At 67.6% G+C, this 20,043-nt stretch carries 17 protein-coding genes; 10 read left to right on the top strand and 7 right to left on the bottom strand.

Annotation, left to right across the window (positions count from 1 at the left end):
* Positions 1 to 89: 89 nt before the first annotated feature.
* Complete coding sequence (locus tag NQ036_RS04550) at positions 90 to 461, bottom strand: GNAT family N-acetyltransferase (protein WP_257057290.1); 372 nt, start codon at positions 459 to 461, stop codon at positions 90 to 92.
* Between the two features lie 114 nt (positions 462 to 575).
* On the opposite strand from NQ036_RS04550, the gene NQ036_RS04545 reads away from it, so the two are divergent.
* Complete coding sequence (locus tag NQ036_RS04545) at positions 576 to 2,186, top strand: GNAT family N-acetyltransferase (RefSeq protein WP_257057288.1); 1,611 nt, start codon at positions 576 to 578, stop codon at positions 2,184 to 2,186.
* A 184-nt stretch (positions 2,187 to 2,370) separates the two neighbouring features.
* Here NQ036_RS04545 and NQ036_RS04540 read toward each other — a convergent pair whose 3' ends face one another.
* Positions 2,371 to 3,792, bottom strand: a complete 1,422-nt coding sequence (locus tag NQ036_RS04540; RefSeq protein WP_257047743.1) for an SLC13 family permease — start codon at positions 3,790 to 3,792, stop codon at positions 2,371 to 2,373.
* A gap of 233 nt (positions 3,793 to 4,025) precedes the next feature.
* Between NQ036_RS04540 and NQ036_RS04535 the strand changes: the two genes are divergently transcribed.
* On the top strand, positions 4,026 to 5,255 hold the full coding sequence (locus NQ036_RS04535; RefSeq protein ID WP_257057300.1) for a PLP-dependent aspartate aminotransferase family protein: 1,230 nt from the start codon (positions 4,026 to 4,028) through the stop codon (positions 5,253 to 5,255).
* Positions 5,256 to 5,260: 5 nt separating this feature from the next.
* On the opposite strand, the gene NQ036_RS04530 is transcribed toward NQ036_RS04535, so the two are convergent.
* The 3 genes from NQ036_RS04530 to NQ036_RS04520 form a co-directional block, all read right to left on the bottom strand.
* The gene (locus NQ036_RS04530; protein WP_257057287.1) at positions 5,261 to 6,931 is read right to left on the bottom strand and encodes a long-chain-fatty-acid--CoA ligase; all 1,671 of its coding nucleotides are present in this window, start codon (positions 6,929 to 6,931) and stop codon (positions 5,261 to 5,263) included.
* A gap of 152 nt (positions 6,932 to 7,083) precedes the next feature.
* Positions 7,084 to 8,259: an acyl-CoA dehydrogenase family protein gene (locus tag NQ036_RS04525; protein ID WP_257057285.1), complete on the bottom strand. Its 1,176-nt coding sequence runs from the start codon at positions 8,257 to 8,259 to the stop codon at positions 7,084 to 7,086.
* A 10-nt stretch (positions 8,260 to 8,269) separates the two neighbouring features.
* Positions 8,270 to 9,412, bottom strand: a complete 1,143-nt coding sequence (locus NQ036_RS04520) for a thiolase family protein (protein WP_257057284.1) — start codon at positions 9,410 to 9,412, stop codon at positions 8,270 to 8,272.
* 158 nt (positions 9,413 to 9,570) lie between these two features.
* Here NQ036_RS04520 and NQ036_RS04515 point away from each other — a divergent pair, with 158 nt between their 5' ends.
* From NQ036_RS04515 to NQ036_RS04490, 6 genes are all read left to right on the top strand, one after another.
* Complete coding sequence (locus NQ036_RS04515) at positions 9,571 to 10,344, top strand: 3-hydroxyacyl-CoA dehydrogenase (RefSeq protein ID WP_257057281.1); 774 nt, start codon at positions 9,571 to 9,573, stop codon at positions 10,342 to 10,344.
* Positions 10,345 to 10,404: 60 nt separating this feature from the next.
* Complete coding sequence (locus NQ036_RS04510) at positions 10,405 to 11,025, top strand: TetR/AcrR family transcriptional regulator (protein WP_257047748.1); 621 nt, start codon at positions 10,405 to 10,407, stop codon at positions 11,023 to 11,025.
* Between the two features lie 35 nt (positions 11,026 to 11,060).
* Positions 11,061 to 12,686: an AMP-binding protein gene (locus tag NQ036_RS04505; RefSeq protein WP_257047749.1), complete on the top strand. Its 1,626-nt coding sequence runs from the start codon at positions 11,061 to 11,063 to the stop codon at positions 12,684 to 12,686.
* Positions 12,687 to 12,778: 92 nt separating this feature from the next.
* Complete coding sequence (locus NQ036_RS04500) at positions 12,779 to 13,744, top strand: NADPH:quinone oxidoreductase family protein (RefSeq protein ID WP_257057278.1); 966 nt, start codon at positions 12,779 to 12,781, stop codon at positions 13,742 to 13,744.
* A gap of 45 nt (positions 13,745 to 13,789) precedes the next feature.
* A complete protein-coding gene (locus NQ036_RS04495; protein ID WP_257057275.1) occupies positions 13,790 to 14,572 on the top strand; it encodes an enoyl-CoA hydratase-related protein in 783 nt (260 codons plus the stop codon).
* A gap of 54 nt (positions 14,573 to 14,626) precedes the next feature.
* Complete coding sequence (locus NQ036_RS04490) at positions 14,627 to 16,258, top strand: long-chain-fatty-acid--CoA ligase (protein WP_257047752.1); 1,632 nt, start codon at positions 14,627 to 14,629, stop codon at positions 16,256 to 16,258.
* Positions 16,259 to 16,360: 102 nt separating this feature from the next.
* On the opposite strand, the gene NQ036_RS04485 is transcribed toward NQ036_RS04490, so the two are convergent.
* Positions 16,361 to 17,335, bottom strand: coding sequence for a hypothetical protein (locus NQ036_RS04485; protein WP_257057273.1), 975 nt, complete (start codon positions 17,333 to 17,335; stop codon positions 16,361 to 16,363).
* 72 nt (positions 17,336 to 17,407) lie between these two features.
* Here NQ036_RS04485 and NQ036_RS04480 point away from each other — a divergent pair, with 72 nt between their 5' ends.
* On the top strand, positions 17,408 to 17,980 hold the full coding sequence (locus NQ036_RS04480) for a 3-hydroxyacyl-CoA dehydrogenase NAD-binding domain-containing protein (protein WP_257057268.1): 573 nt from the start codon (positions 17,408 to 17,410) through the stop codon (positions 17,978 to 17,980).
* Here NQ036_RS04480 and NQ036_RS04475 read toward each other — a convergent pair.
* Positions 17,962 to 18,315, bottom strand: a complete 354-nt coding sequence (locus NQ036_RS04475; protein WP_257057265.1) for a nuclear transport factor 2 family protein — start codon at positions 18,313 to 18,315, stop codon at positions 17,962 to 17,964. The two genes, NQ036_RS04480 and NQ036_RS04475, sit on opposite strands and share 19 nt — an antisense overlap.
* A gap of 226 nt (positions 18,316 to 18,541) precedes the next feature.
* Between NQ036_RS04475 and NQ036_RS04470 the strand changes: the two genes are divergently transcribed.
* The gene (locus NQ036_RS04470) at positions 18,542 to 19,918 is read left to right on the top strand and encodes an NAD-dependent succinate-semialdehyde dehydrogenase (RefSeq protein ID WP_257047761.1); all 1,377 of its coding nucleotides are present in this window, start codon (positions 18,542 to 18,544) and stop codon (positions 19,916 to 19,918) included.
* Positions 19,919 to 20,043 lie beyond the last annotated feature (125 nt).

The following is a 20,043-nucleotide window of genomic DNA, read 5'->3' as shown; positions in this document are numbered from 1 at the left end:
GGATCTACCTGCTACAGCAGGTAGATCCCGCGCCAGGATGGTGTCTATGGAAGGGCGAGGGCCCGGCAGGCACGGGACGGCACTCGGTCTTATGCGACCAGGTGGGCGTCCCAATCGTGGTGTTCGTTGAGGAAGTGCGTCACATAGGAGCACTCCGATCTGATGCGCAGGCCCCGGGCAACCGCATCGTCGAGCGCAGCGCGGACCACTTGGGCGGCATAGCCCCGGCCGCCGAACTCGGGGACGGTCACGGTGTGGTTGAACACGCGGGTCGTGGGTGCAGGGGCCGCAGGCGCCGTGGTCTGCACGGCGTCCCCGGCGGCCGATCCCGCCTCCGGGGACACACCCGTTCCCGACTCATCGTAGAAGGCGGCGAAGGCCACCGGGACGTCCGGGCGTTCGGGCAATACGCCCACGTATCTGTTGGCGCCCGCGGGAATATCCACCTGCAAATTGCTCATGTCCGCATCGTACGCATAACCTGAAACACAGGGTAATGAGGTGAGTCACAAGCCCTCCGTACCATCGAGCCAGACAATCCGCGCCAGCCAATCACAGAACCGCAAGGGAGCTTCATGCTCGACATCTCCGCAGACAGCCTGTACTCCGCGCTCACCCCGGCGCGCGCCATCCGCACCATCATGGAGGCCGTGACCCGGGTCGATCCGGAATCGGTTCCCGAACGCCTTTCGAGCTCCCTGCCGCATGGCACCCTGCTCTATATGCCCGGTTCCTACGGCACCTATGATGCGCTCAAAGTCCTGACCCTGACCCCGGACAACCCCGCCCGCGGACTGCCGTACATCCAGGGCACCTGCACCCTGTACGACGGCACCACACATGCCGAGTTGGCCCGCGTCGAGGGTGCCGCACTGACAGCACTGCGCACCCCGGCGGTGTCTCTGGCCGGTGTCTTCCATGCGCTGCGCCGTCGGTTCCCCACGGGGGTGCGGGTCGCGCTGTTCGGCAATGGCGTCCAGGCCCTGCCGCATCTGCGGGCCGCAGCGGCTGTCGTGCCGCTCGACCACGTCGACGTGTTCGTGCGGACCGCCGGCCGTGCCGCCGAGGTCCTGGCCGGCCTGGCGCGCACCCCCGGCCGGCCGCAGACCGCAGCCGAGCAGACCGCAGCCGAGCCGACGGTCGCGGCGGAGAAGACGACCGGGTTGAGCTGTGCCGAGGTCCTCCAAAACACCCCGGAGGCCGCGGAGGCACTGCGCGCAGCCGATCTCGTCATCACCGTCACCTCGTCCGGCGAGCCCCTGTTCGCCGCGGCCGACGTCAAAGACGATGCCGTGGTCGTCGCAGCCGGCTCCCACGCCCCCGAACGCCGTGAACTGCCAGGGGAGTTGATGGGCCGGGCCACCGTGATCGTCGAAAGCCGGGCCGCGGTCCTGTCCGAATGCGGTGACGCCCTGCTGGCCCAGCGGGAGGGCCTGTTCGATCCCGCAGACGCGGTGACCTTCCGCGACACCGTCGTGGCGGAGGGCCGGAATCTGCCGGACACCGGTCCTATTGTGTTCAAAACAGCCGGCATGGGCTGGGAGGACGCGGCGCTCGCGGCCTGGACATACGAGGCCCTGCACGGCTCGACCGAGTCCGGGGTGGGGACCAGCGGCACCACGGTTACCCCCGGCCACGTCGAGTCGCGGCTGGGGGAGGGGCTACGGCTGGCCGCTGCGACCTCGGCCGATATCGGGGAACTGGTGGCACTGGTCGAATCGGCCTACCGCGGCGATTCCAGCCGCGCAGGCTGGACGACCGAGGCGGATCTGTTGGGCGGTCAGCGACTGGACGCCGAGATGGCCGCCGCGGCCCTGGCCGATCCGGACTCCGTGACCCTGGTGGTGCGCGATGGGGACTCCGGCGCGCTGGCAGGCACCGTGCTGCTCAAACGCGAGGATGCGCGCACCGCCTACTACGGCACCTTCGCGGTGGCCCCCACCCGGCAGGGATCGGGACTGGGCAGCGCGCTCATGGCGGTGGCACAGGACTGGGCGCGGGAGCACTGGGCGGCGAGCCGGATGCGGATGACGGTGATCAACAAGCGCTCCGACCTCATCGCCTATTACGAGCGCAAGCGGTGGGCGCGCACGGGCGCCACGGAGCCCTTCCCGTACGGCCAGCCGCGCTTCGGCATTCCGAAGGTCGACGATCTGGAGTTCGTCGAACTGGCCCTGGACCTGTAGCCGAGCGACCCGAACGGCTCGAACCCGAGTACCGAGGACCCGGACGGCTCAAACAAGAGCAGGCACTTCGGTCCGATTTCCCTGCCGGGAATCAGACCGAAGTGCCTGCGAATGTGAGGCCCGGGGCGCCTGGCCCGGAACGTTTAGACCGGGACGCCTGGACCGGGACGTCTGACCAGCGGGCCTAGAACAGGCTGGCGGGCCAGACCAGGCCGCCCACCAGCAGGACCGGGCCGACGACGACCATCGACATGCCGAACCACGTGAAGATCCGCACCAGCTTGGGCTTCTCGGACTCGGGTGCGGTGGCCACGGCGGTGGCGCCATTGGTGGAGAAGGGGCTGACGTCGACCACTGCCGAGCAGATGCCCAGCGCCGCGATGAGCGCCCAGCCGGGCAGCGCGCCGTCGGCGACCATCGGCAGGGCCAGCGGGATGAGTGCTGCCAGGATGCCGGTGGTCGAGGCGAAGGCGGAGACCAGACCGCCGACCAGGCACAGGACGAAGGCGGCGATGAGCGGGGAGCCGATGGACTTGGCCCCCTGGCCCAGCAGTTCGACGGCGCCCATTTCCTCGAGTACGCCCACATAGGTGATGATGCCGCCGACCAACAACACGGTCGACCAGTCGATCTTCGTGATCGCGCCCTTGGAAGCGCTGGGGTCCAACAGCAGCAGAATCGCCGAGAGGCCGAAGCAGATCAGGCCGATGTCGGGCTTCTGACCGAAGGCGGCCAGCACGACGACACTGGCCAGCAGTACGACGATGGCCACACAGGTGACGATCTGCATCCAGGTCAGGCCCTTGACCGCGGTCGCCTCTGCGCCGGTGTGGGCGTCATCGGCGGTGAACATCGCCTGGTCCTCGTCGTCCTCGCCGAACTGCACGGTGGACGTCGAGGCCTTGCCGCGGCTGATCGCCGAGGCGCCGGACTTGGGCTGGTAGACGGGATTGTCGTTGTGTTCCATATCCGGTCCGGTCACCGCCAGGCGCTTCGCCGCGCGGTGGGCGCGGAAGGAGTCCCGGCCCAGCACCAGATAAGCGGCGATGAGCATGAGCGCATAGGTCGCCAGCGCGATTCCGAACAGTTGGAAGCCGCCCAGGTCGATGCCCGCATTGTTCGCGGTGCCATAGGTGACGATGCCGTAGAGGCTGGTCGGGGCGAAACCGCCGGCGCCGATGGCAAAGCAGATCGACATGCCCATGAGAGCGAAGTTGACGTTGTAGCGCCGTGCCACCTGCATGCCGATGGGCATCATCACCAGACCGGCCAGGGGCGCGCCCATGGCGGAGATGCAGCCGGTGAGCACGAAGAACACGAAGGGCAACACCAGTGGATTGGCGCCGACCTTGGACAGGGCCATGTCGATCAACCGGTCAACGGTGCCGTTGGTCTGCGCGATCGCGAAGAACAGGGTCACTCCGACCAGCAGCACCATGATGTCCAGGGGGAAGCCCGCGACGATGTCCGCAGCCTTCATATGTGCGATCGTCAGACCGACGCCCGCGGCGCCGGCGAGCATCAGCACGCCGATGTGGACACCGCGGATGGCACCGACGGCGAAGATGGCGATGAATATCAGGATCGCGACTAACTGGGCGGTCAAAAGCAGGGCTCCTTCTGGGAGACGGTGGATGGGCCGGCGCACCTGGTGGGGTGCCGCCGGCGGTGAACGAAGCGCGCACTCCAGTGTGCCGCCGCGTGGACAGGATTTGTCATCCAAACGTACGGCAATCACTCAGCTTTGGCGCATATCTACAAGGGCGTGTCGGAACCGGCCGGGTCTAGGGTGGGACCATGACGACTGATTCAGCGCAGCCATCGCACGCGCAGCCCGCCATGGGCACCTACGCCGACCGCCCGCTCGCCCCGGAAACACTGGTAGTCGATCTGGGCCGGCCCGACCGAGCCCACGATGCGCCCTTGAACCCTCCGGTGGTCTTCACCTCGACCTTCATCGGGACCGAGGACATCACGGCCGATGACTACGGCTACGCCCGCTTCGGCAATCCCACCTGGGATCCGTTCGAATCCGCCCTGGCCACGCTGGAGGGTGCGAAGCTGCCCGGACTGGTGTTCGCCTCGGGCCTGGCGGCGATATCCGCTGCCCTGGAGACGGTGGCCCCCGGCGGCACCGTCATCATGCCCGAGCACTGCTATATGGGCGCGCTGTCGGGTGCGGGGGCGACGGCGGCCTCGGGCCGCTTCGACCTGGTCACCGTCGATATCGCCGACACCGAGGCCGTGCTCGCCGCGGTGCGCACGGCCACTGCCGCGCACGCCACCGCCACATCCGGGGCCGACTCCCAGACCGGTGGTGCGCAGGACGCGGCGGGCACCGAACGCGCGGTGCTGCTGTGGATCGAAAGCCCCACGAACCCCATGCTCGAGGTCGCCGATATGCCCGCGCTGATCACCGGCGCGCACGCGGCCGGGGCCTATGTCTGCGTGGACAACACGTTCGCGACCCCACTGGTCCAGAAGCCGTTGGAAATGGACGCGGATCTGGTCGTGCACTCGGCCACGAAGTACATCGCGGGGCACTCGGACGTGGTGCTCGGCGCCGTCCTGACCTCGCGCGAGGACCTGCGCGAGGCGGTCCTGACCCGCCGCTCGATCCACGGCGGGATCGCGGGCCCCATGGAGGTGTGGCTGGGTCTGCGGGGCCTGCGGACCATGGCGCTGCGCGTCGAGCGCTCGATGTCGAACGCGCAGCTGCTGGCCGAACGCCTGGCGGATCTGGCGGAGGTCGTGTCCGGAATGAGCGTGCGCTATCCCGGCCTGCCCACCGACCCCGGCCATGCGCGCGCCGCGGCCCAGATGTCAGGCGGCTTCGGTTCCATCATCTGCGTGGACATGGGTAGTGCCGAGGCGGCGGTGCGCGTGGCGGAGGCGGTGCGGCTGTTCACCCCGGCGACCTCCCTGGGCGGGGTGGAGAGCCTGATCGAGCGGCGGCGCAGGCACGCCGCAGAACCGGAGTCCGTCCCCGCCGGCCTGTTGCGCCTGAGCATCGGCATCGAGCACGTCGAGGATCTGTGGGACGACCTCCGGTCGGCCATTCAGGACTGAATCATTCAGCCCTGTGCCTGCCGCAGGTCGACTTTGCGGACCTTGCCGGAGGCGTTGCGGGGCAGGGTGTCGACGAAGACGAGGTCCTTGGGTTGTTTGAAGCGGGCCAGTCGGTCGTCGAGCCAGGTGCGCAGTTCGTCCAGGGTCAGCTGGGCTCCTTCGCGCAGCGCAACGGCGGCGATGGGGACTTCGCCCCAGCGTTCGTCGGGGCGGCCGTAGACGGCTGCTTCTAGGACGGCTGGGTGGTCGAAGAGGACGTTTTCGACTTCGGTGCAGTAGATGTTCTCGCCGCCGGAGATGATCATGTCCTTGGCGCGGTCGACGATGTAGAGGAAGCCCTCGTCGTCGGCGCGGACGAGGTCTCCGGAGTGGAACCAGCCGCCGGTGAAGGCTTTGGCGGTTTCTTCTGGTTTGCGCCAGTAGCCCTGCATGAGGTTGGGGCCCTGGTAGACGAGTTCGCCGACTTCGCCTGGGGTGACATCGTTCATCGCCGGATCGACGATGCGCGTCTGCAGCGTGGGCAGGGGCTTGCCGATCGAACCGATCTTGCGCAGGGAGTCCGGCCCGGACAGGCTGCAGGTCACCGGCGACATCTCCGTTTGCCCGAAGGCCGCCACGATGTTCGTGCCGGGGAAGCTGCGCGCCATGTGCCGCAGCAGATTCTCACTGGCCGGGGCCGCGCCCCAGCAGATCACGCGCAGGGCCAGGTCCCAGTCGCCACCGCCGGGCCTGCCCGCGTCCCTGGCATCGCACAGCTGCTGCCACTGCTGGGGGACGTTGAAGGTGAAGTTCGCGCCCTCGGCCTCATAGGCGTCGAGCACCTCGACGGGGTTGAAGGCACCCAGCGGGTGGATGACGGAGGTGGCCCCCATCGCGATATTGCCCGCCATATTGCCCCAGGACGCGGTGTGGAAGAACGGCGCGGTGACGAAGCAGACGTCGTCGGTGCGGACCTCGTTGACGCGGATGATGGTGTTCGCCTGCGAGACCATGTTCATATAGTCCAACATTGCGCCCTTGGGCCGGCCGGTGGTCCCGGAGGTGTACATGATCATGCAGGTCGTGTACTCGGCGACATCGGGTGCGATGAAATCGGCGGGGTCCTCCGCGGCCAGCGCGGCATGGCGTTCGAGGACGGGCGGGCAGGCGGGCGCGGCGGCGATGGCGGCCTCGGCCAGGCCCGTTTCACCCGGGACCTCCGAATCGAAGACGAGGATCCGCGACAGGGTGGCGGCCCGGCCCGCGGCCTGCGCATAATCGGTGATCCGGGGCAACAGGGCGGGATCGACGAAGACGGTATTGGCGTCCGCGTCGTCGAGGATGTAGGCGATCTCCGGGGTTGTCAGGCGGGTGTTGATGGGTACGAAGATCGCGCCCAGCCGGTTGGCGGCCATGGCGGCGACGATGTGGCCGATGTGGTTGAGCGCCAGGGTGGCTATCCGGTCGCCGTGCCCGACTCCGCGGCGGTCCAGCGCGGCGGCGGTGTGCTCGATCAGCTGGTTGATCCGTCCCCAGGTGTATGGCACGCCGCGGTGTTTGAAGGCGATGACATCGGGGCGGACCCTGGCATGTCCGAGGATCTGCTGGTTCCAGTGGTTGCGGCGGACTGCGGTGGGGATTCCGGTGGAGGTGTCCGGGGTGGGCTGGGCCAAGGTGTACTCCTTTGTACTGCGCATTCTCGTACTGCGCATTGTGCTCTGTGATCGGGTCCGGACCGGGGCCGGGTGCGGGGTAGATGGGAAGGGCCGTGCGATTCACATCACGCCGCCGCCGCAGTGCATCCTTCGCGGGATGGGCTGCGACGACGGCGTGATGGGTGGAAGGGACCTCAGTTCAGCGTGTAGCGCTTCTGCAGTTTCTTGCCGATGATGTACTTCATGACCTCGGTGGTGCCACCGTAGATCGGCTGGATCCGGCTGTCGCGGAAGGCCCGGGCGATCGGGTACTCGTTCATGAAGCCGTAGCCGCCGAACAACTGCAGGCAGCGGGTGACCAGCTCGACCTGCAGGTCGGAGGTCAGCCACTTGGCCTTTGCGGCCTCGGTCGCGGTGAGCTCACCGGCATTCAGGGCCAGGGCGCAGCGGTCCAGATAGGCCTCGGCGGCGTCCACCCTGGTCTCCAGCTCGGCCAGCGTGAACTGGGTGTTCTGGAAGTCCCCGATGGTCCCGCCGAAGGCCTTGCGGTTGAACACGTACTCCCCGGTCCAGTCCAGGGCCGCGCGGCAGGCCGCGACGGCACCGGAGGCGATCGACAGGCGCTCGAAGGGCAGATTGGCCATCAGGTGTTTGAAGCCCTGGCCCTCCTGGCCCAGCAGATTGCCCGCCGGGACCCTGACGTCGGTGAAGAACAGCTCGGAGGTGTCCTGGGCCGCCAGGCCCACCTTGTCGAGGTTGCGGCCGCGCTCGAAGCCGGGGGTGCCGGCGTCGACGATGATGAGCGAGGTCCCGCGGGAGGGCTTGACGTCCATATCGGTGCGGGCCACGACGACGACGAAATCGGCGTTCTGGCCGTTGGTGATGAACGTCTTCGAACCATTGATGATCCAGTCGCCCGAACCGTCGTCCGCGCGCACCGCGCGGGTCGTGATGCCCTGCAGGTCCGAGCCGGCGCCCGGTTCTGTCATGGCGATCGCTGCGATCAGCTCGCCTGCGACCAGGCCGGGCAGGTACTTCTGCTTCTGTTCCTCGTTTCCGAAGCTCAGCAGATAGCCGGGCACGATCCCGTCGGAGACGCCCCAGCCACCGGTGCATCCGCCCAGGCCGCGCTTGGCGACCTCCTCGCTGATGACCATGTGGAAGCGGAAGTCGTCGACTCCTGCACCGCCGTACTCCTCGGGCTGGGAGAACCCGATCAGGCCGGCCTCGGCGGCCTTCTTCCAGATCTCGCGCCCGGTGTTCTTGGCCTGTTCCCACTCCTCGCGGTGGGGCGCCATTTCCTTCTCGAGGAAAGCGGCGACGGTGCCGCGGAAGGCCTCGTGGTCCTCATCGTAGAGATTGCGTTTCATCGCGTCCTCCTCAGACCAGTTCCAGGATGGTGGCGTTGGCCTGGCCGCCGCCCTCGCACATGGTCTGCAGCCCGTAGCGGATGTTCTGGTTGACCATCCGGTGGATCATGGTCGTCATCAGACGCGCCCCGGAGCCGCCCAGCGGGTGGCCCAGGGCGATTGCGCCGCCCTGCGGGTTGAGGCGCTCGATGTCCGCGCCGGTCTCCTTGAGCCAGGCCAGCGGGACGGGGGCGAAGGCCTCGTTGACCTCGAAGGTGCCGATGTCGTTGATCGACAGGCCCGAACGCTTCAGCGCCTTGGCGGTGGCGGGGATCGGGGCGGTGAGCATGATGCGCGGATCGTCGCCGGCGAGCACCGCGGTGTGCACGCGCACCAGCGGGGTCAGACCCAGTTCCTTGGCCTTGGCAGGTGTCATGACGAGCATCGCGGCAGAACCGTCGGAGATCTGCGAGGCGTTGCCGGCGGTGATCACGCCGTCCTCGCGGAACACGGTGTTCAGCTTGCCCAGCGATTCCAGGGTGCCGCCGCGGCGGATCCCCTCGTCGACGGTGACCGTGCCCGATTCGGTCTGCACGGGCGCGATCTGGCCGGCGAAGTCGCCGCGATCGGTGGCCTCGGCGGCCAAGGCGTGGGAGCGCAGGGAGAATTCGTCGAGCTGCGTGCGGCTGAAGCCCCACCGTTCGGCGATCATCTCGGCGCCGATGCCCTGATTGGGGTTGTCGCCGGGGTAGCGGGACTTGAAGGCCTGGCCGTAGGGGGACTTGCCCTGGGAGGTCGAGCCCATGGGCACGCGCGACATGGACTCGACGCCGCCGGCGATGACGACATCGGCCTGGCCCGAGGCCACGGTGGCGGCGGCGAAGTGCAGGGCCTGCTGGCTGGAGCCGCACTGGCGGTCGATGGTCACGCCGGTGACGTCCTCGGGGAAGCCCGCACCCAGGGCTGCGGTGCGGGCGATGTCGCCGGTCTGTTCGAATGCCTGGCTGACGCAGCCGAAGACCACGTCGTCGATCACGGCGGGGTCGATGCCGGTGGTGGCGACCAGGTCGGCCAGCACCGTCGATGCCAGGTCCGCCGGGTGGATGCCGGAAAGGGCGCCGTTGCGCTTGCCGGTGGCGCTGCGGCGGGCTGCGACGATCACTGCGTCTGTCATGTGGGTTCCTCCGAGGCGATGCCCGAGTCCGCTCCACTCTGAGGGGATCGGGAGATTGTTTGGATGTGACCAGCTTTACACCTGGGGCAAAAACAGTCAAGATGGACTGTATTCGGATGTCCCTCCGAAATCAGTCGACGCTTCGAGGAGGAAGCAGTATGAACATCGCAGGACACGTGGCCTTCATCACCGGAGGCGCATCCGGTCTGGGCAAGGCGACAGCAGACGAACTGGTGCGCGCCGGCGCGAAGGTCGTCCTCTTCGACCTGCCGCGCTCCGCCGGCGAACAGGTCGCCGCGGACTACAACGCCCAGGCACCCGGCACCGCCCTGTTCACCCCCGGCGACGTCACCAGCGAGGAAGACGTCACCGCGGCGATCGAGCAGGCCAGGGAATTCGGCGACATCCGCGCCGTCGTCAACTGCGCCGGGATCGGCTCGGCCCACCGGATCGTGGGCAAGGACGGGGTGTTCCCGCTCGACAACTTCCGCAAGGTCCTCGAGGTCAACCTGGTCGGCACCTTCAACGTGCTGCGCCTGGGCGCGGCCGCGATGCGCGCACAGGAACCCATCGACGGTGAGCGCGGCGTGATCATCAACACCGCCTCCGCCGCGGCATTCGACGGCCAGATCGGCCAGTCCGCGTACTCCGCCTCCAAGGGTGGCGTCGTCAGCCTGACGCTGACCGCGGCACGCGACCTGGCCTCCGGTCTGATCCGTGTCAACACGATCGCCCCCGGCATCTTCAAGACCCCGCTGATGCTCGGTGCCCCCGACAACGTTCTGGAGTCCCTGGGCCGTCAGGTGCCCAACCCCTCGCGCCTGGGCGAACCGCCGGAATACGCGCTGCTGGCCCGCCAGATCGTCGAGAATCCCTACCTCAACGGGGAGACGATCCGACTGGACGGCGCCATCCGGATGCAGCCCAAATAGAGCAGCACGACTCGAGCAGGCCGGACAGCCGGCCGGAATCCCGGGGAGACCATGACGCAAATGCGCGCAGCTCAGTCGCGCGAGCAGATCCTGGACGCGACGATCGAGTGCCTGCTGGAGTTCGGATACTCCGGCACCACCACACAGAAGGTGCAGGAGCGTGCGGAGGTCTCCCGGGGCCGGCTGCTCTACCACTTCCCGAATAAACGGGAGCTCATCATGGCCGCCGTCACCAGCGCCACCGACACCAGATTGGCGCAGGCGGCGGCGCGCCGGGCCGCACACGCCGACGCCGAGGCGACCGGCACCTCGGAGCCGGCGGCGCGGATCGCCCGGTTGGTCGAGGGCCTGTGGTCGAGCTTCGCCGAACCCATCTTCTGGGTCGCCTTCGAAGCCTGGACGGCGGCCCGCACGGACAGGGAGTTGGCAGCGCTGACCGCGACCCACGAGCGCACGGTGCTGCGCCGGGTGAGGCAATCGGCGATGGCCGATCTGGGCCCAGAACTGGCGGCTCACCCCAGGGCCGGCGACGTCTTCGGCCTGCTGTTCTCCGCCATGCGCGGGCAGGCGATGACCTATGCGTTCTCCGGACGCGATATGAGCACCGAGCCCATGGTGCCACTGTGGGAGGCGCTGGCGGCCGAATGGCTGGGCGTCGCCTCGGCACCCACTACCGAATAATCCATCAGTCAGGACCGTCACAAGGGCGTGAAACGATGACCGAAACACAGACGAACCCAACGACAAGCCCGGCGATGTATCCCGGATACTATGCTGAGCGCTTCCCCGACAAGCCCGCCGTCATCATGAGCGACACGGGGCGGGTGCTGACCTATGCGCAGCTCGAGGACCGTTCGCAGCGGCTGGCCAACCACTACCGCAGCAGCGGGCTCGAACGCGGAGACCATGTGGCGATCATCGCCGAGAACCGCTTCGAGATCATCGAGGAGTACTGGGCGGCACAGCGCGCCGGCCTCCTGGTCACCGTGGTCAACAGCCACCTGACCGTGGGCGAGGCCGAATACATCGTGCGCAACTGCGGCGCGAAGTCCATGACGATCTCCACCGGCCTGCCGCTGGCCGAGGAGCTGGCCAGGGCCCTTGTGGTGGACGGTCCGGACGGCCCCGCGGTCGCCGAACTCCTGTCCGTCGGCGGTGACCTGCCGGCGGCCACGCCCTATGAGGACGTGCTGGCGGCGTTGACGAACGAGCGGCCGGAATACGAGCCGCGCGGCGGTGACATGCTCTATTCCTCCGGGACCACCGGCCGGCCCAAGGGCATCCAGCCGGCCCTGCCGGATCAATCGGTCGAGGTGTTCGAGGGGATCTTCCCCGTGTCGACCTTCGGCCCCCTGTTCAAATGGAGCGAGGACACCGTCTACCTGTCGCCGGCGCCGCTGTATCACGCCGCGCCGATCCGGTTCGTGCACATGACGCACTGCTACGGCGGCACCGTGGTCGTCATGCCGAAGTTCGACGCCGAGGAGTGCCTGCGGCTGATCGAGAAGTACCGGGTGACGCATTCGCAGTGGGTGCCGACCATGTTCGTGCGCCTGCTCAAGCTACCGGAGGAGGTCCGTGCCCGCTACGACGTCTCCAGCATGCGGGTGATGGTCCACGCCGCGGCATCGTGCCCGGTGGACGTCAAGCAGAAGATCATCGACTGGTTCGGCCCAATCGTCTGGGAATACTACGCATCGACCGAATCCAACGGTTCGACGATCATCGACTCCGAGGCCTGGCTGCGCAAGCCCGGCTCGGTGGGCCAGGGCGCCGGCGGCACAACGGTGCACATCCTCGACGCCGAACTCAACGAGCTGCCGGCCGGCGAGGTCGGCAATATCTGGATGGAGTTCGCCGGGAAGAAGCCGTTCAGCTACTGGGGCGAGCCGGAGAAGACCGCGGGGACGCGCCACCCGGATCCGCAGAAGTGGGACTGGACGACGATCGGCGATATGGGGCGGATCGACGAGGACGGTTACCTCTACATGGCCGAACGTCAGGCCTACCTCATCATCACCGGTGGCGTGAACATCTATCCGCAGGAGGTGGAGAACGCCCTGGCGCTGCACCCGGACATCGCCGATGTGGCGATCGACGGCCAGCCCGATGACGAACTGGGCCAGATCGTCGTGGCCTATATCGACCTGGCCGCAGGAGTGCCCGCGACCAAGGAGACCGCCGCTGCGATCATCGGCTGGCTGGGGGAACGGGTCGCGAAGTACAAGCTGCCGCGCATCGTGTACTTCACCCATCAGATGCCGCGTACACCCACGGGCAAGCTGCAGAAGCGCAAGCTCGATCCCGCCGCCGCCGATCAAGCATTCGTGATGCACTCCTGAGAGCGCGCGCTTTGCGGTAAGCTACTGATCGAATGTTCGGATAGTTTAGGTCCGGGGCCACCGGGCCCGATAACTCAATGAAGAGGGAAGACATGAAAGCAGTCCAGGTCAACGAACTCACCGGTCCCACCAACATCGTGCTGGCGGAGATCCCCAAGCCGGAGGCCGGCCCCGGCCAGATCCTCATCAAGGTCGAGGCAGCGGGTGTGACGTTCCCCGAACTCCTGCAGACCCGCGGCGAGTACCAGGTCAAGCACCCGATCCCGTTCACCCTGGGCTCCGAGGGCTCCGGCGTGGTCGAGGCCGTGGGCGCGGGCGTGGACAAGTTCGTCCCCGGTGACCGGGTGGTGTTCATCGCGGGCAAGGACTCCTGGGGCGAATACGCCACGGTGCCCGCGGATATGGTCCTGCCCCTACCCGAATCGGTGGACTTCGAATCCGGCGCTGGAATCCCGATGAACGTCCTGACGGCGGACTTCGCCCTGCGCGTGCGGGGGAACCTGCAGCCTGGCCAGACCCTGCTGGTCCACGGCGCGGCCGGCGGACTGGGATCCGCCCTGGTGCAGCTGGGCCTGGCGATGGGCGCGACCGTCATCGGCGTGGTCTCGAGCGAGCCCAAGGCCCAGGTGGTGCGCGAACTCGGCGCCCAACACGTGGTCTTCGCGGACGGTTTCAAGGATGCGGTCAAGGAACTCTACCCGCACGGCGTCGATCTGGTGGCCGATGTGGTCGGCGGCGATCGCTTCACCGACTCGCTGCGCAGCCTGGCGACCTTCGGCACACTGCTGGTGCTGGGCTTCACCGCCGGCTCCATTCCCCAGGTCAAGGTCAACCGGCTGCTGCTGAACAACATCTCGGTGGCGGGCGTTGGCTGGGGTGCGGCGGCACTCGGCCGCCCGGGCTACCTCGACGGTCAGTGGGAGGTCCTGCTGCCCTTCATCGAAGCCGGACAGCTCAACCCCCACATCCACGCGACGTATCCGCTGGAGCAGGCGGCGCAGGCGCTGACGGACATCGACGACCGCAGCGTGCGCGGCAAGATCATCCTCAAGCCCTGACCCCGGCCACACCACTGCCGATCCCACGATACGAAGGAACCCCCGATGACAGACGAACTCCTGGTCGACCTGGACGCCAACGGCATCATGACCGTGACGTTCAACCGGCCGAAATCCATGAACGCACTCAACCGGGCCACCACGGAGGCCCTGTTGGCGACGATCGAGCGCGCCGAGGCCGAGGCCAGGGTCCTGGTGCTGCGCGGTAACGACCGCGCCTTCTCCTCCGGCGCCGACCTGGGCGCGGTCAACGACGCCGGGGACGATTCGGCCAAGCAAACCGGCGGGATCCTCGACGTCATCAACGTCATCGTCGAACGCCTGAAGAACCTCGCGATCCCCTCGGTGGCCGGAGTCTCCGGCGCGGCCGCCGGGGTCGGCTGCTCCCTGGCGCTGGCGTGCGACTACATCGTGATGAGCGAGAAGTCCTACTTCATGTTGGCCTTCACCAAGATCGGCCTGATGCCCGACGGCGGCGCCACCGCGCTGGTCGCGGCCTCGGCGGGGCGCCACCGCGCCATGCGGATGGCCCTGACCGCCGAGAAGGTCCAGGCGGCCACCGCCCTGGACTGGGGCCTGGCCAGCGAGGTCGCGGCCCCGGCCGACTGGCAGGCCCGCACCGCCGAGGTCGCCGTCACCCTGGCGGCCGGTGCGCCCCTGGCCTACCGGGAGACCCGGCGCGCGATCAACGCGGCGAGCCTGGATGGCCTGACGGCGGCACTGGACCGCGAGGCAGAAGGCCAGGCCCGGCTGCTGAGCAGTGCCGACAACAAGGAGGGCGTGGCCGCGTTCTTGGAGAAGCGGCAGGCCACCTTCACCGGAAACTGAACCGGGGCCTCGGCCCGGGTCCGGATGCACCATCGAGAACCGCAAGGAGTCACAATGCTCAAGGGAATCCCCTCCACCCAGGGGGACAGCTACCAGCTCAACACCACCCAGATGCTCAAGTACGCTTCGGGCACCTTCTCCGAACACGAAGTCGTCTACCACCGCGTCGACGGGACCTGGGGGCGGACGAACTACGGCGAATTCGGCAAGCGCGTGAACCGCCTGGCCAATGCGCTGACCGGTCTGGGGATCGGCCCGGGTTCGATGGTGGGCGTGCTCGACTGGAACTCGCTGCGCCACCTGGAGCTCTACTACGGCGTGCCGGGGATCGGCGCGACCTTCCTGCAGCTGAACCTGCGCCTGCCGCAGAACGACCTGGAATACGTCATCGACCACTCCCAGGCCAAGTGGGTGTTCGTCGACGAATCCCTGCTGCCCATCGCCGAGGCCATGGCCCAGAACACCTACGTCACCGGCTGGGTGGTGATGGGCGACAAGCCCTCCGACCAGTACTCGCCCAAGCTGGAGAACGTGTACTACTACGAGGACCTGCTGGCCGCGGCCTCCGAGGAGTACGACTGGCCCGTCATCGAGGAGACGACCGCCGCCTTCGCCGGGTACACCACCGGCACCACCGGCCGGCCCAAGGGCATCTACTACTCGCACCGCTCCGTAGTCCTGCACGCCATGGGCTGCGTGGCCGCGCTGAGCGTGCACTACCGCGACGTCATCATGCCGTGGACGCCCATGTTCCACGTCATGTCGTGGGGTTACCCGCTGTTCGCCCTGGCCGCCGGCGCCAAGCTGGTGCTGCCGGGCAAGTTCTCCACCGACAACATCGGCGAGGTAGCCCAGGCGATGATCGACGAGGGCGTCACCCTGGCCAACGGGGCGCCGGCCATCTTCACCCCGCTGCTGGAGCACTTCAAGGCGGCCAAGGAGCCGGTCGATCTCTCGCGCGCCCGCCTGGTCGCAGGGTCATCGGAACCTCCGGTGGCCCTGATGAAGGGCTTCAAGGAGATCACCGGGGCCGATGTCGTCCACGGTTACGGGGCCTCGGAGACGACCCCCGTGGTATCGGTGAACTACCGCCTCAAGCCGGCCCTGGACGGGATGAGCGAGGACGAGCAGTGGGATATGAAGCGGATGCAGGGTGTTCCGCTGTTCGGGGTGGAGATGAAGATCGTCGACCCGGCCGGCCAGGAACTGCCCCACGACGGCAAGTCCATGGGCGAACTGCTGATGCGCGGGCCGTGGATCACGGAGAGCTACTACAAGCTCGACGACAACGCGGACCGCTTCGCAGACGGCTGGTGGCGCTCCGGGGACGTGGCCGTGATCAACGAGTTGGGCTACGTCAAGCTGACCGACCGGATCAAGGACGTCATCAAGTCCGGCGGCGAGTGGATCTCCTCGATCGACATGGAGAATGCGATCCTGGACAATCCGGCGGTGGCCGAGGCCTGTGTGATCGGCGTGCCCGACGCCAAGTTCGACGAGCGCCCGGTGGCCTATGTGGTGGCCCGGCCCGGTGAAACGGTGACGAAGGAGATCGTCTGGGAGACCCTGTCGAGCCGCTTCGCCAAGTGGCAGCTGCCCGATCAGGTCATCGTGGTCGATGAACTGCCGCGGACCTCGGTGGGCAAGCTGGACAAGAAGCTGCTGCGCTCCAACTGGGAGGGCTGAGGCTCTTCCCCTTTTTAGAGTTCCACTACTTGACGAAATGGTGAAAATCCGGCGAATCAGCCCGGAAAACGACATTTCGTCAAGTAGTGGAACTCTTCTGTATTAGCGGGTCAGCAGGTAGACGCCGGAGCGGGTGACGCCGGTGATCGTCCAGCCGGTCTCCAGCAGGCCGGTCAGCGCCGCGCGCAGCGCCCTGCGCCAGCGTGCGGATAGCTGCGGGTTCGCAGCGCGCAGGGCCTCGATGTCCAAGGGGATCTGCACACCGACGGTGGTCGGAGCGGTGCTACCGGCCGAGGCCGCACTGTCTGCCGAGGCCGCACCGCCTGCCGCCGTGGCTCCGGCTGCCGTTGATTCGGCCGTCGAATCCTCCAGGGGCGTCTCCACCGGTTCCTGCGTGTCCTCGGCCAGGCGCAGCCCCCAGGCGAAGGACGGGTCCTCGGCGGGGACCTCCACGGTCTCCCGCGCCGCCGGCTTGTCCAGGCGCCAGGAGACCATCATGCGGTCGGAGCCCTGGCCGGCGTTGACCCCGTCGGTCATCTCGCCGTAGAAGTTGACCAGGTATTCGGCGCAGTCGGCGCCCAGGCGCTGGAAATTGAAGTACGCGTTCCGGGCGATCAGCGGATCGAAGGTCCAGTGCATCTCCGTGATCCCGCGCTCCAGGCACCAGGCGCGCTGGTCGAGCTTGAGCGCCGCTCCCACTCCGGAGCCCAGGCCGTCGCGGCGCACACCCGCCACATGGGAGTGCAGGGTCTGGCCCAGCGGTTCGGCGAAGAAACCCAGTGCCATTCCGCGGATCGCGTCCGCGTGGACGTCGTCGGCCACGGTGCCGCGGGGGAAGGCGCCGCCCACGTAATTGCCCGCATGGGACAGGGCGACCAACATACCGGTGTCGGCGACCGCATTGGTTCCGGGGGACACTCCCCAGACATCGTCGAGCAGGTCGGCGGCGGCCTGGCACTGGGCCGAGCTGTGCAGCAGGCGGATGTCGACGCCCGCCCGGCTCGCGGCGGCCGAGGCCTCCTGTTTCGCCTGATGGAGTGTCTGCGGGGGAACTACTGTTTGAGGAACGGGTGTCATGGTGCCAATTCTGCCACTGCCCGGGCTGCGGGGCCGGGCTGTTTCACCCAGCGATCCGGATACCCTGGGTCCATGACTTCACAGCGGGCGGTCGCCGTCATCGGCGTGGATGGGATCGGGCGGGAATGGGCGCGGATCTGCGCCGCGGCCGGACTGCACGTGCGGCTGTTCGATCCGACACCGGATATCGAAGGGGTCGCACAGGGTATCCGGGAGGCCGCGGCGGTCATCGACGCCGGACGGGTGCAGCCCACCGCAGGACTCGACGATGCGGTGATCGGCGCCGATGTGGTCTTCGAGTGCGGGCCGGACCGGGCGGGGGCCAAACAACAGGCACTGGTCGATATCGCGCTGGCGGCCCCCGCCGGGTCCCTGCTGGTCACCGCGGCTCCGGAACCGGTGGCGGACTCATCCGGCGGTGCCGAGGTCGCGGCCCTGGCCCGCGGTCTCGACGATATCGCCGCGGCCCGGCTGGTGGCGGTGTGGCTGGCACCGGATGCCACCGCCGCCGAGGTGATCGCCGGGCGGGGGAGCAGCTCGGAGAGCGTGGAGCGGGCCCTGGCGCTGTGCCGCGCGGTGGGGCTGCGCGTGAGGCCGGCGGATCGGGATCTGGAGGCCGAGCGGACTCAGACCGCGGCGCGGTAGAAGTACGTGGTGCGCTTGGCGATGAGGCCGGCGGCGTCGAACTCGAAGAAGTCGGCGAAACCCTCGTGGGCGTCCGAACCGTCCTTGAGTTTGCCGTTGAACTCGCCGCGGGTGGCGGCACGGTTGCCGTCGACGACGACCTCGGTCACGGTGTGGGCGCCGGAGACGATGATCCGGTCGCCGCAGTAGAACTCGCCGATGGCGGGGCCCGCGAAGGTGTCGTAGCCGGGGCGGTCGTAGGTGGCGTCGGCGGCGAACAGGGCGGTGGTGGCCCCGGGATCGCCGGCGTCGACGGTCGCATAGTACTTCAGCGCCAGGGCGCGGATATCTGACATGGGAATCTCCTCGGATCGTGTTCGAGTGGCGGCCCGCGGCGGTTACCGTGGGCGCTGGCTTAGAACTCTAACAATCTCCGCCGGGTGGGCACTCATCCGTCTTGTATCCGGGAACGGGTTCCCATACGGTTGGAGTAGCACGCAATGTATCGCGCGCCACACGACACATGTCGCACATATACGTGCCCGTCGCAGCATCGCGGGGCATGGAAAAGGAAGGTATGGGATGTCGCAGTACCAGGTAGTAAACCCTGCAACGGGCGAACTCGTCGAAGAGTTCCCCACCGCCACCGATGACCAGATCAAGGATGCTCTGGACCGGTCGCACAACGCCTATCTGTCCTGGCGTGACACTCCGATCGCAGAACGCACCGCGGCGCTGGCGAAGGTATCGGAGATCTACTTCGCCCGGGCGGAGGAACTGGCCGGCTACATCAACATCGAAATGGGCAAGCCCGTTCCCGAAGGCGTGGGCGAAGCCCAGCTGTGCGGTCTGATCTACAAGTACTTCGCGGAAAACGCCGAGGACTTCATCAAGCACGAGCAGCTGCGCGGGCCCAAGGACGCGGAGGCCTACCTGCGCCGCCGCCCGGTCGGCTCGATCCTGGGCATCATGCCCTGGAACTTCCCGTACTACCAGGTGGCCCGGTTCGCAGCCCCCAACCTGGCACTGGGCAACACCGTGATCCTCAAGCACGCCCCGCAGGACCCGCGCTCGGCCGCCGTGATGGAGGAGATCTTCCACGAGGCCGGCATTCCCAAGGACGCCTACATCAACGTGTACGCGACCAATGAGCAGGTCTCCGACATCATCCTGCCCGACCCCCGCAACCAGGGCGTGTCCGTGACGGGTTCGGAGCGTGCGGGCAAGGCCGTGGCCGCGGCAGCCGGTGCGAACCTGAAGAAGGTCGTGCTGGAACTGGGCGGGTCCGACCCCTACATCGTGCTGGGCGCCGACGACCTCGATCAGACAGTCGACACGCTCTTCGCCACCCGCATGGGCAACAACGGCCAGGCCTGCAACAGCCCCAAGCGCATGATCGTCATGGAGGACATCTACGACGACTTCGCGGCGAAGATCACCGCGAAGGCCAAGGAGATGACCCCGGCGGATCCGACCGCCGAGGGCTCCGCGCTGGCCCCGCTGTCCAGCCAGGCCGCCCGCGAGCGCTTCATGGAGCAGGTCGAGGCGACGATCGCCGACGGCGCGACCGTGCTGACCGGTGGCAAGTCCTATGACACGCCCGGTGCCTACGTCGAACCGGTCATCTTCACCGATGTGAAGCCCGGCAAGCGCGGCTTCCACGAGGAGCTCTTCGGACCGGCATTCATGCTGTTCAAGGTCGCCAGCGAAGAGGAAGCTGTGGCCCTGGCCAATGACACGCCGTTCGGTCTGGGTTCGGCCGTCTTCGGCCCGGATCTGGAGGCTGCGGAGCGCGTGGCCAAGCAGATCGACGCAGGCATGGTCTACATCAACGCTCCGGAGGGCACACGCGAATACCTGCCCTTCGGCGGTGTGAAGCGTTCGGGCATCGGCCGCGAACTGGGCCCGCTGGCCATGGACGAGTTCTGCAATAAGCAGCTGTACTACAAGCAGAACTGAGCCCGGTAGTCACCTTGGAACTCGGTCGGCTGTGCGCCGGCCGAGATCCGGGTGGCGGGTCTGAGGTCCGGGTGCGGGGGTTGCTGCTCCCGCATGATGAAACAAACGCCTTGTTCAGTGTACTG

Origin of the sequence: Brevibacterium sp. 91QC2O2 (assembly GCF_024580695.1) — a bacterium.
GTDB lineage: Bacteria > Actinomycetota > Actinomycetes > Actinomycetales > Brevibacteriaceae > Brevibacterium > Brevibacterium moorei.
This window is presented reverse-complemented; position numbering and strand designations above follow the sequence as displayed.

Coding starts and splice junctions, on each gene's coding strand:
- NQ036_RS04470 (WP_257047761.1), top strand. CDS start 18,542: ATGTCGCAGTACCAGGTAGTAAACCCTGCAACGGGCGAACTCGTCGAA.
- NQ036_RS04480 (WP_257057268.1), top strand. CDS start 17,408: ATGACTTCACAGCGGGCGGTCGCCGTCATCGGCGTGGATGGGATCGGG.
- NQ036_RS04475 (WP_257057265.1), bottom strand. CDS start 18,315: ATGTCAGATATCCGCGCCCTGGCGCTGAAGTACTATGCGACCGTCGAC.
- NQ036_RS04515 (WP_257057281.1), top strand. CDS start 9,571: ATGAACATCGCAGGACACGTGGCCTTCATCACCGGAGGCGCATCCGGT.
- NQ036_RS04490 (WP_257047752.1), top strand. CDS start 14,627: ATGCTCAAGGGAATCCCCTCCACCCAGGGGGACAGCTACCAGCTCAAC.
- NQ036_RS04520 (WP_257057284.1), bottom strand. CDS start 9,412: ATGACAGACGCAGTGATCGTCGCAGCCCGCCGCAGCGCCACCGGCAAG.
- NQ036_RS04530 (WP_257057287.1), bottom strand. CDS start 6,931: ATGCGCAGTACAAAGGAGTACACCTTGGCCCAGCCCACCCCGGACACC.
- NQ036_RS04495 (WP_257057275.1), top strand. CDS start 13,790: ATGACAGACGAACTCCTGGTCGACCTGGACGCCAACGGCATCATGACC.
- NQ036_RS04505 (WP_257047749.1), top strand. CDS start 11,061: ATGACCGAAACACAGACGAACCCAACGACAAGCCCGGCGATGTATCCC.
- NQ036_RS04525 (WP_257057285.1), bottom strand. CDS start 8,259: ATGAAACGCAATCTCTACGATGAGGACCACGAGGCCTTCCGCGGCACC.
- NQ036_RS04545 (WP_257057288.1), top strand. CDS start 576: ATGCTCGACATCTCCGCAGACAGCCTGTACTCCGCGCTCACCCCGGCG.
- NQ036_RS04550 (WP_257057290.1), bottom strand. CDS start 461: ATGAGCAATTTGCAGGTGGATATTCCCGCGGGCGCCAACAGATACGTG.
- NQ036_RS04500 (WP_257057278.1), top strand. CDS start 12,779: ATGAAAGCAGTCCAGGTCAACGAACTCACCGGTCCCACCAACATCGTG.
- NQ036_RS04485 (WP_257057273.1), bottom strand. CDS start 17,335: ATGACACCCGTTCCTCAAACAGTAGTTCCCCCGCAGACACTCCATCAG.
- NQ036_RS04535 (WP_257057300.1), top strand. CDS start 4,026: ATGGGCACCTACGCCGACCGCCCGCTCGCCCCGGAAACACTGGTAGTC.
- NQ036_RS04510 (WP_257047748.1), top strand. CDS start 10,405: ATGCGCGCAGCTCAGTCGCGCGAGCAGATCCTGGACGCGACGATCGAG.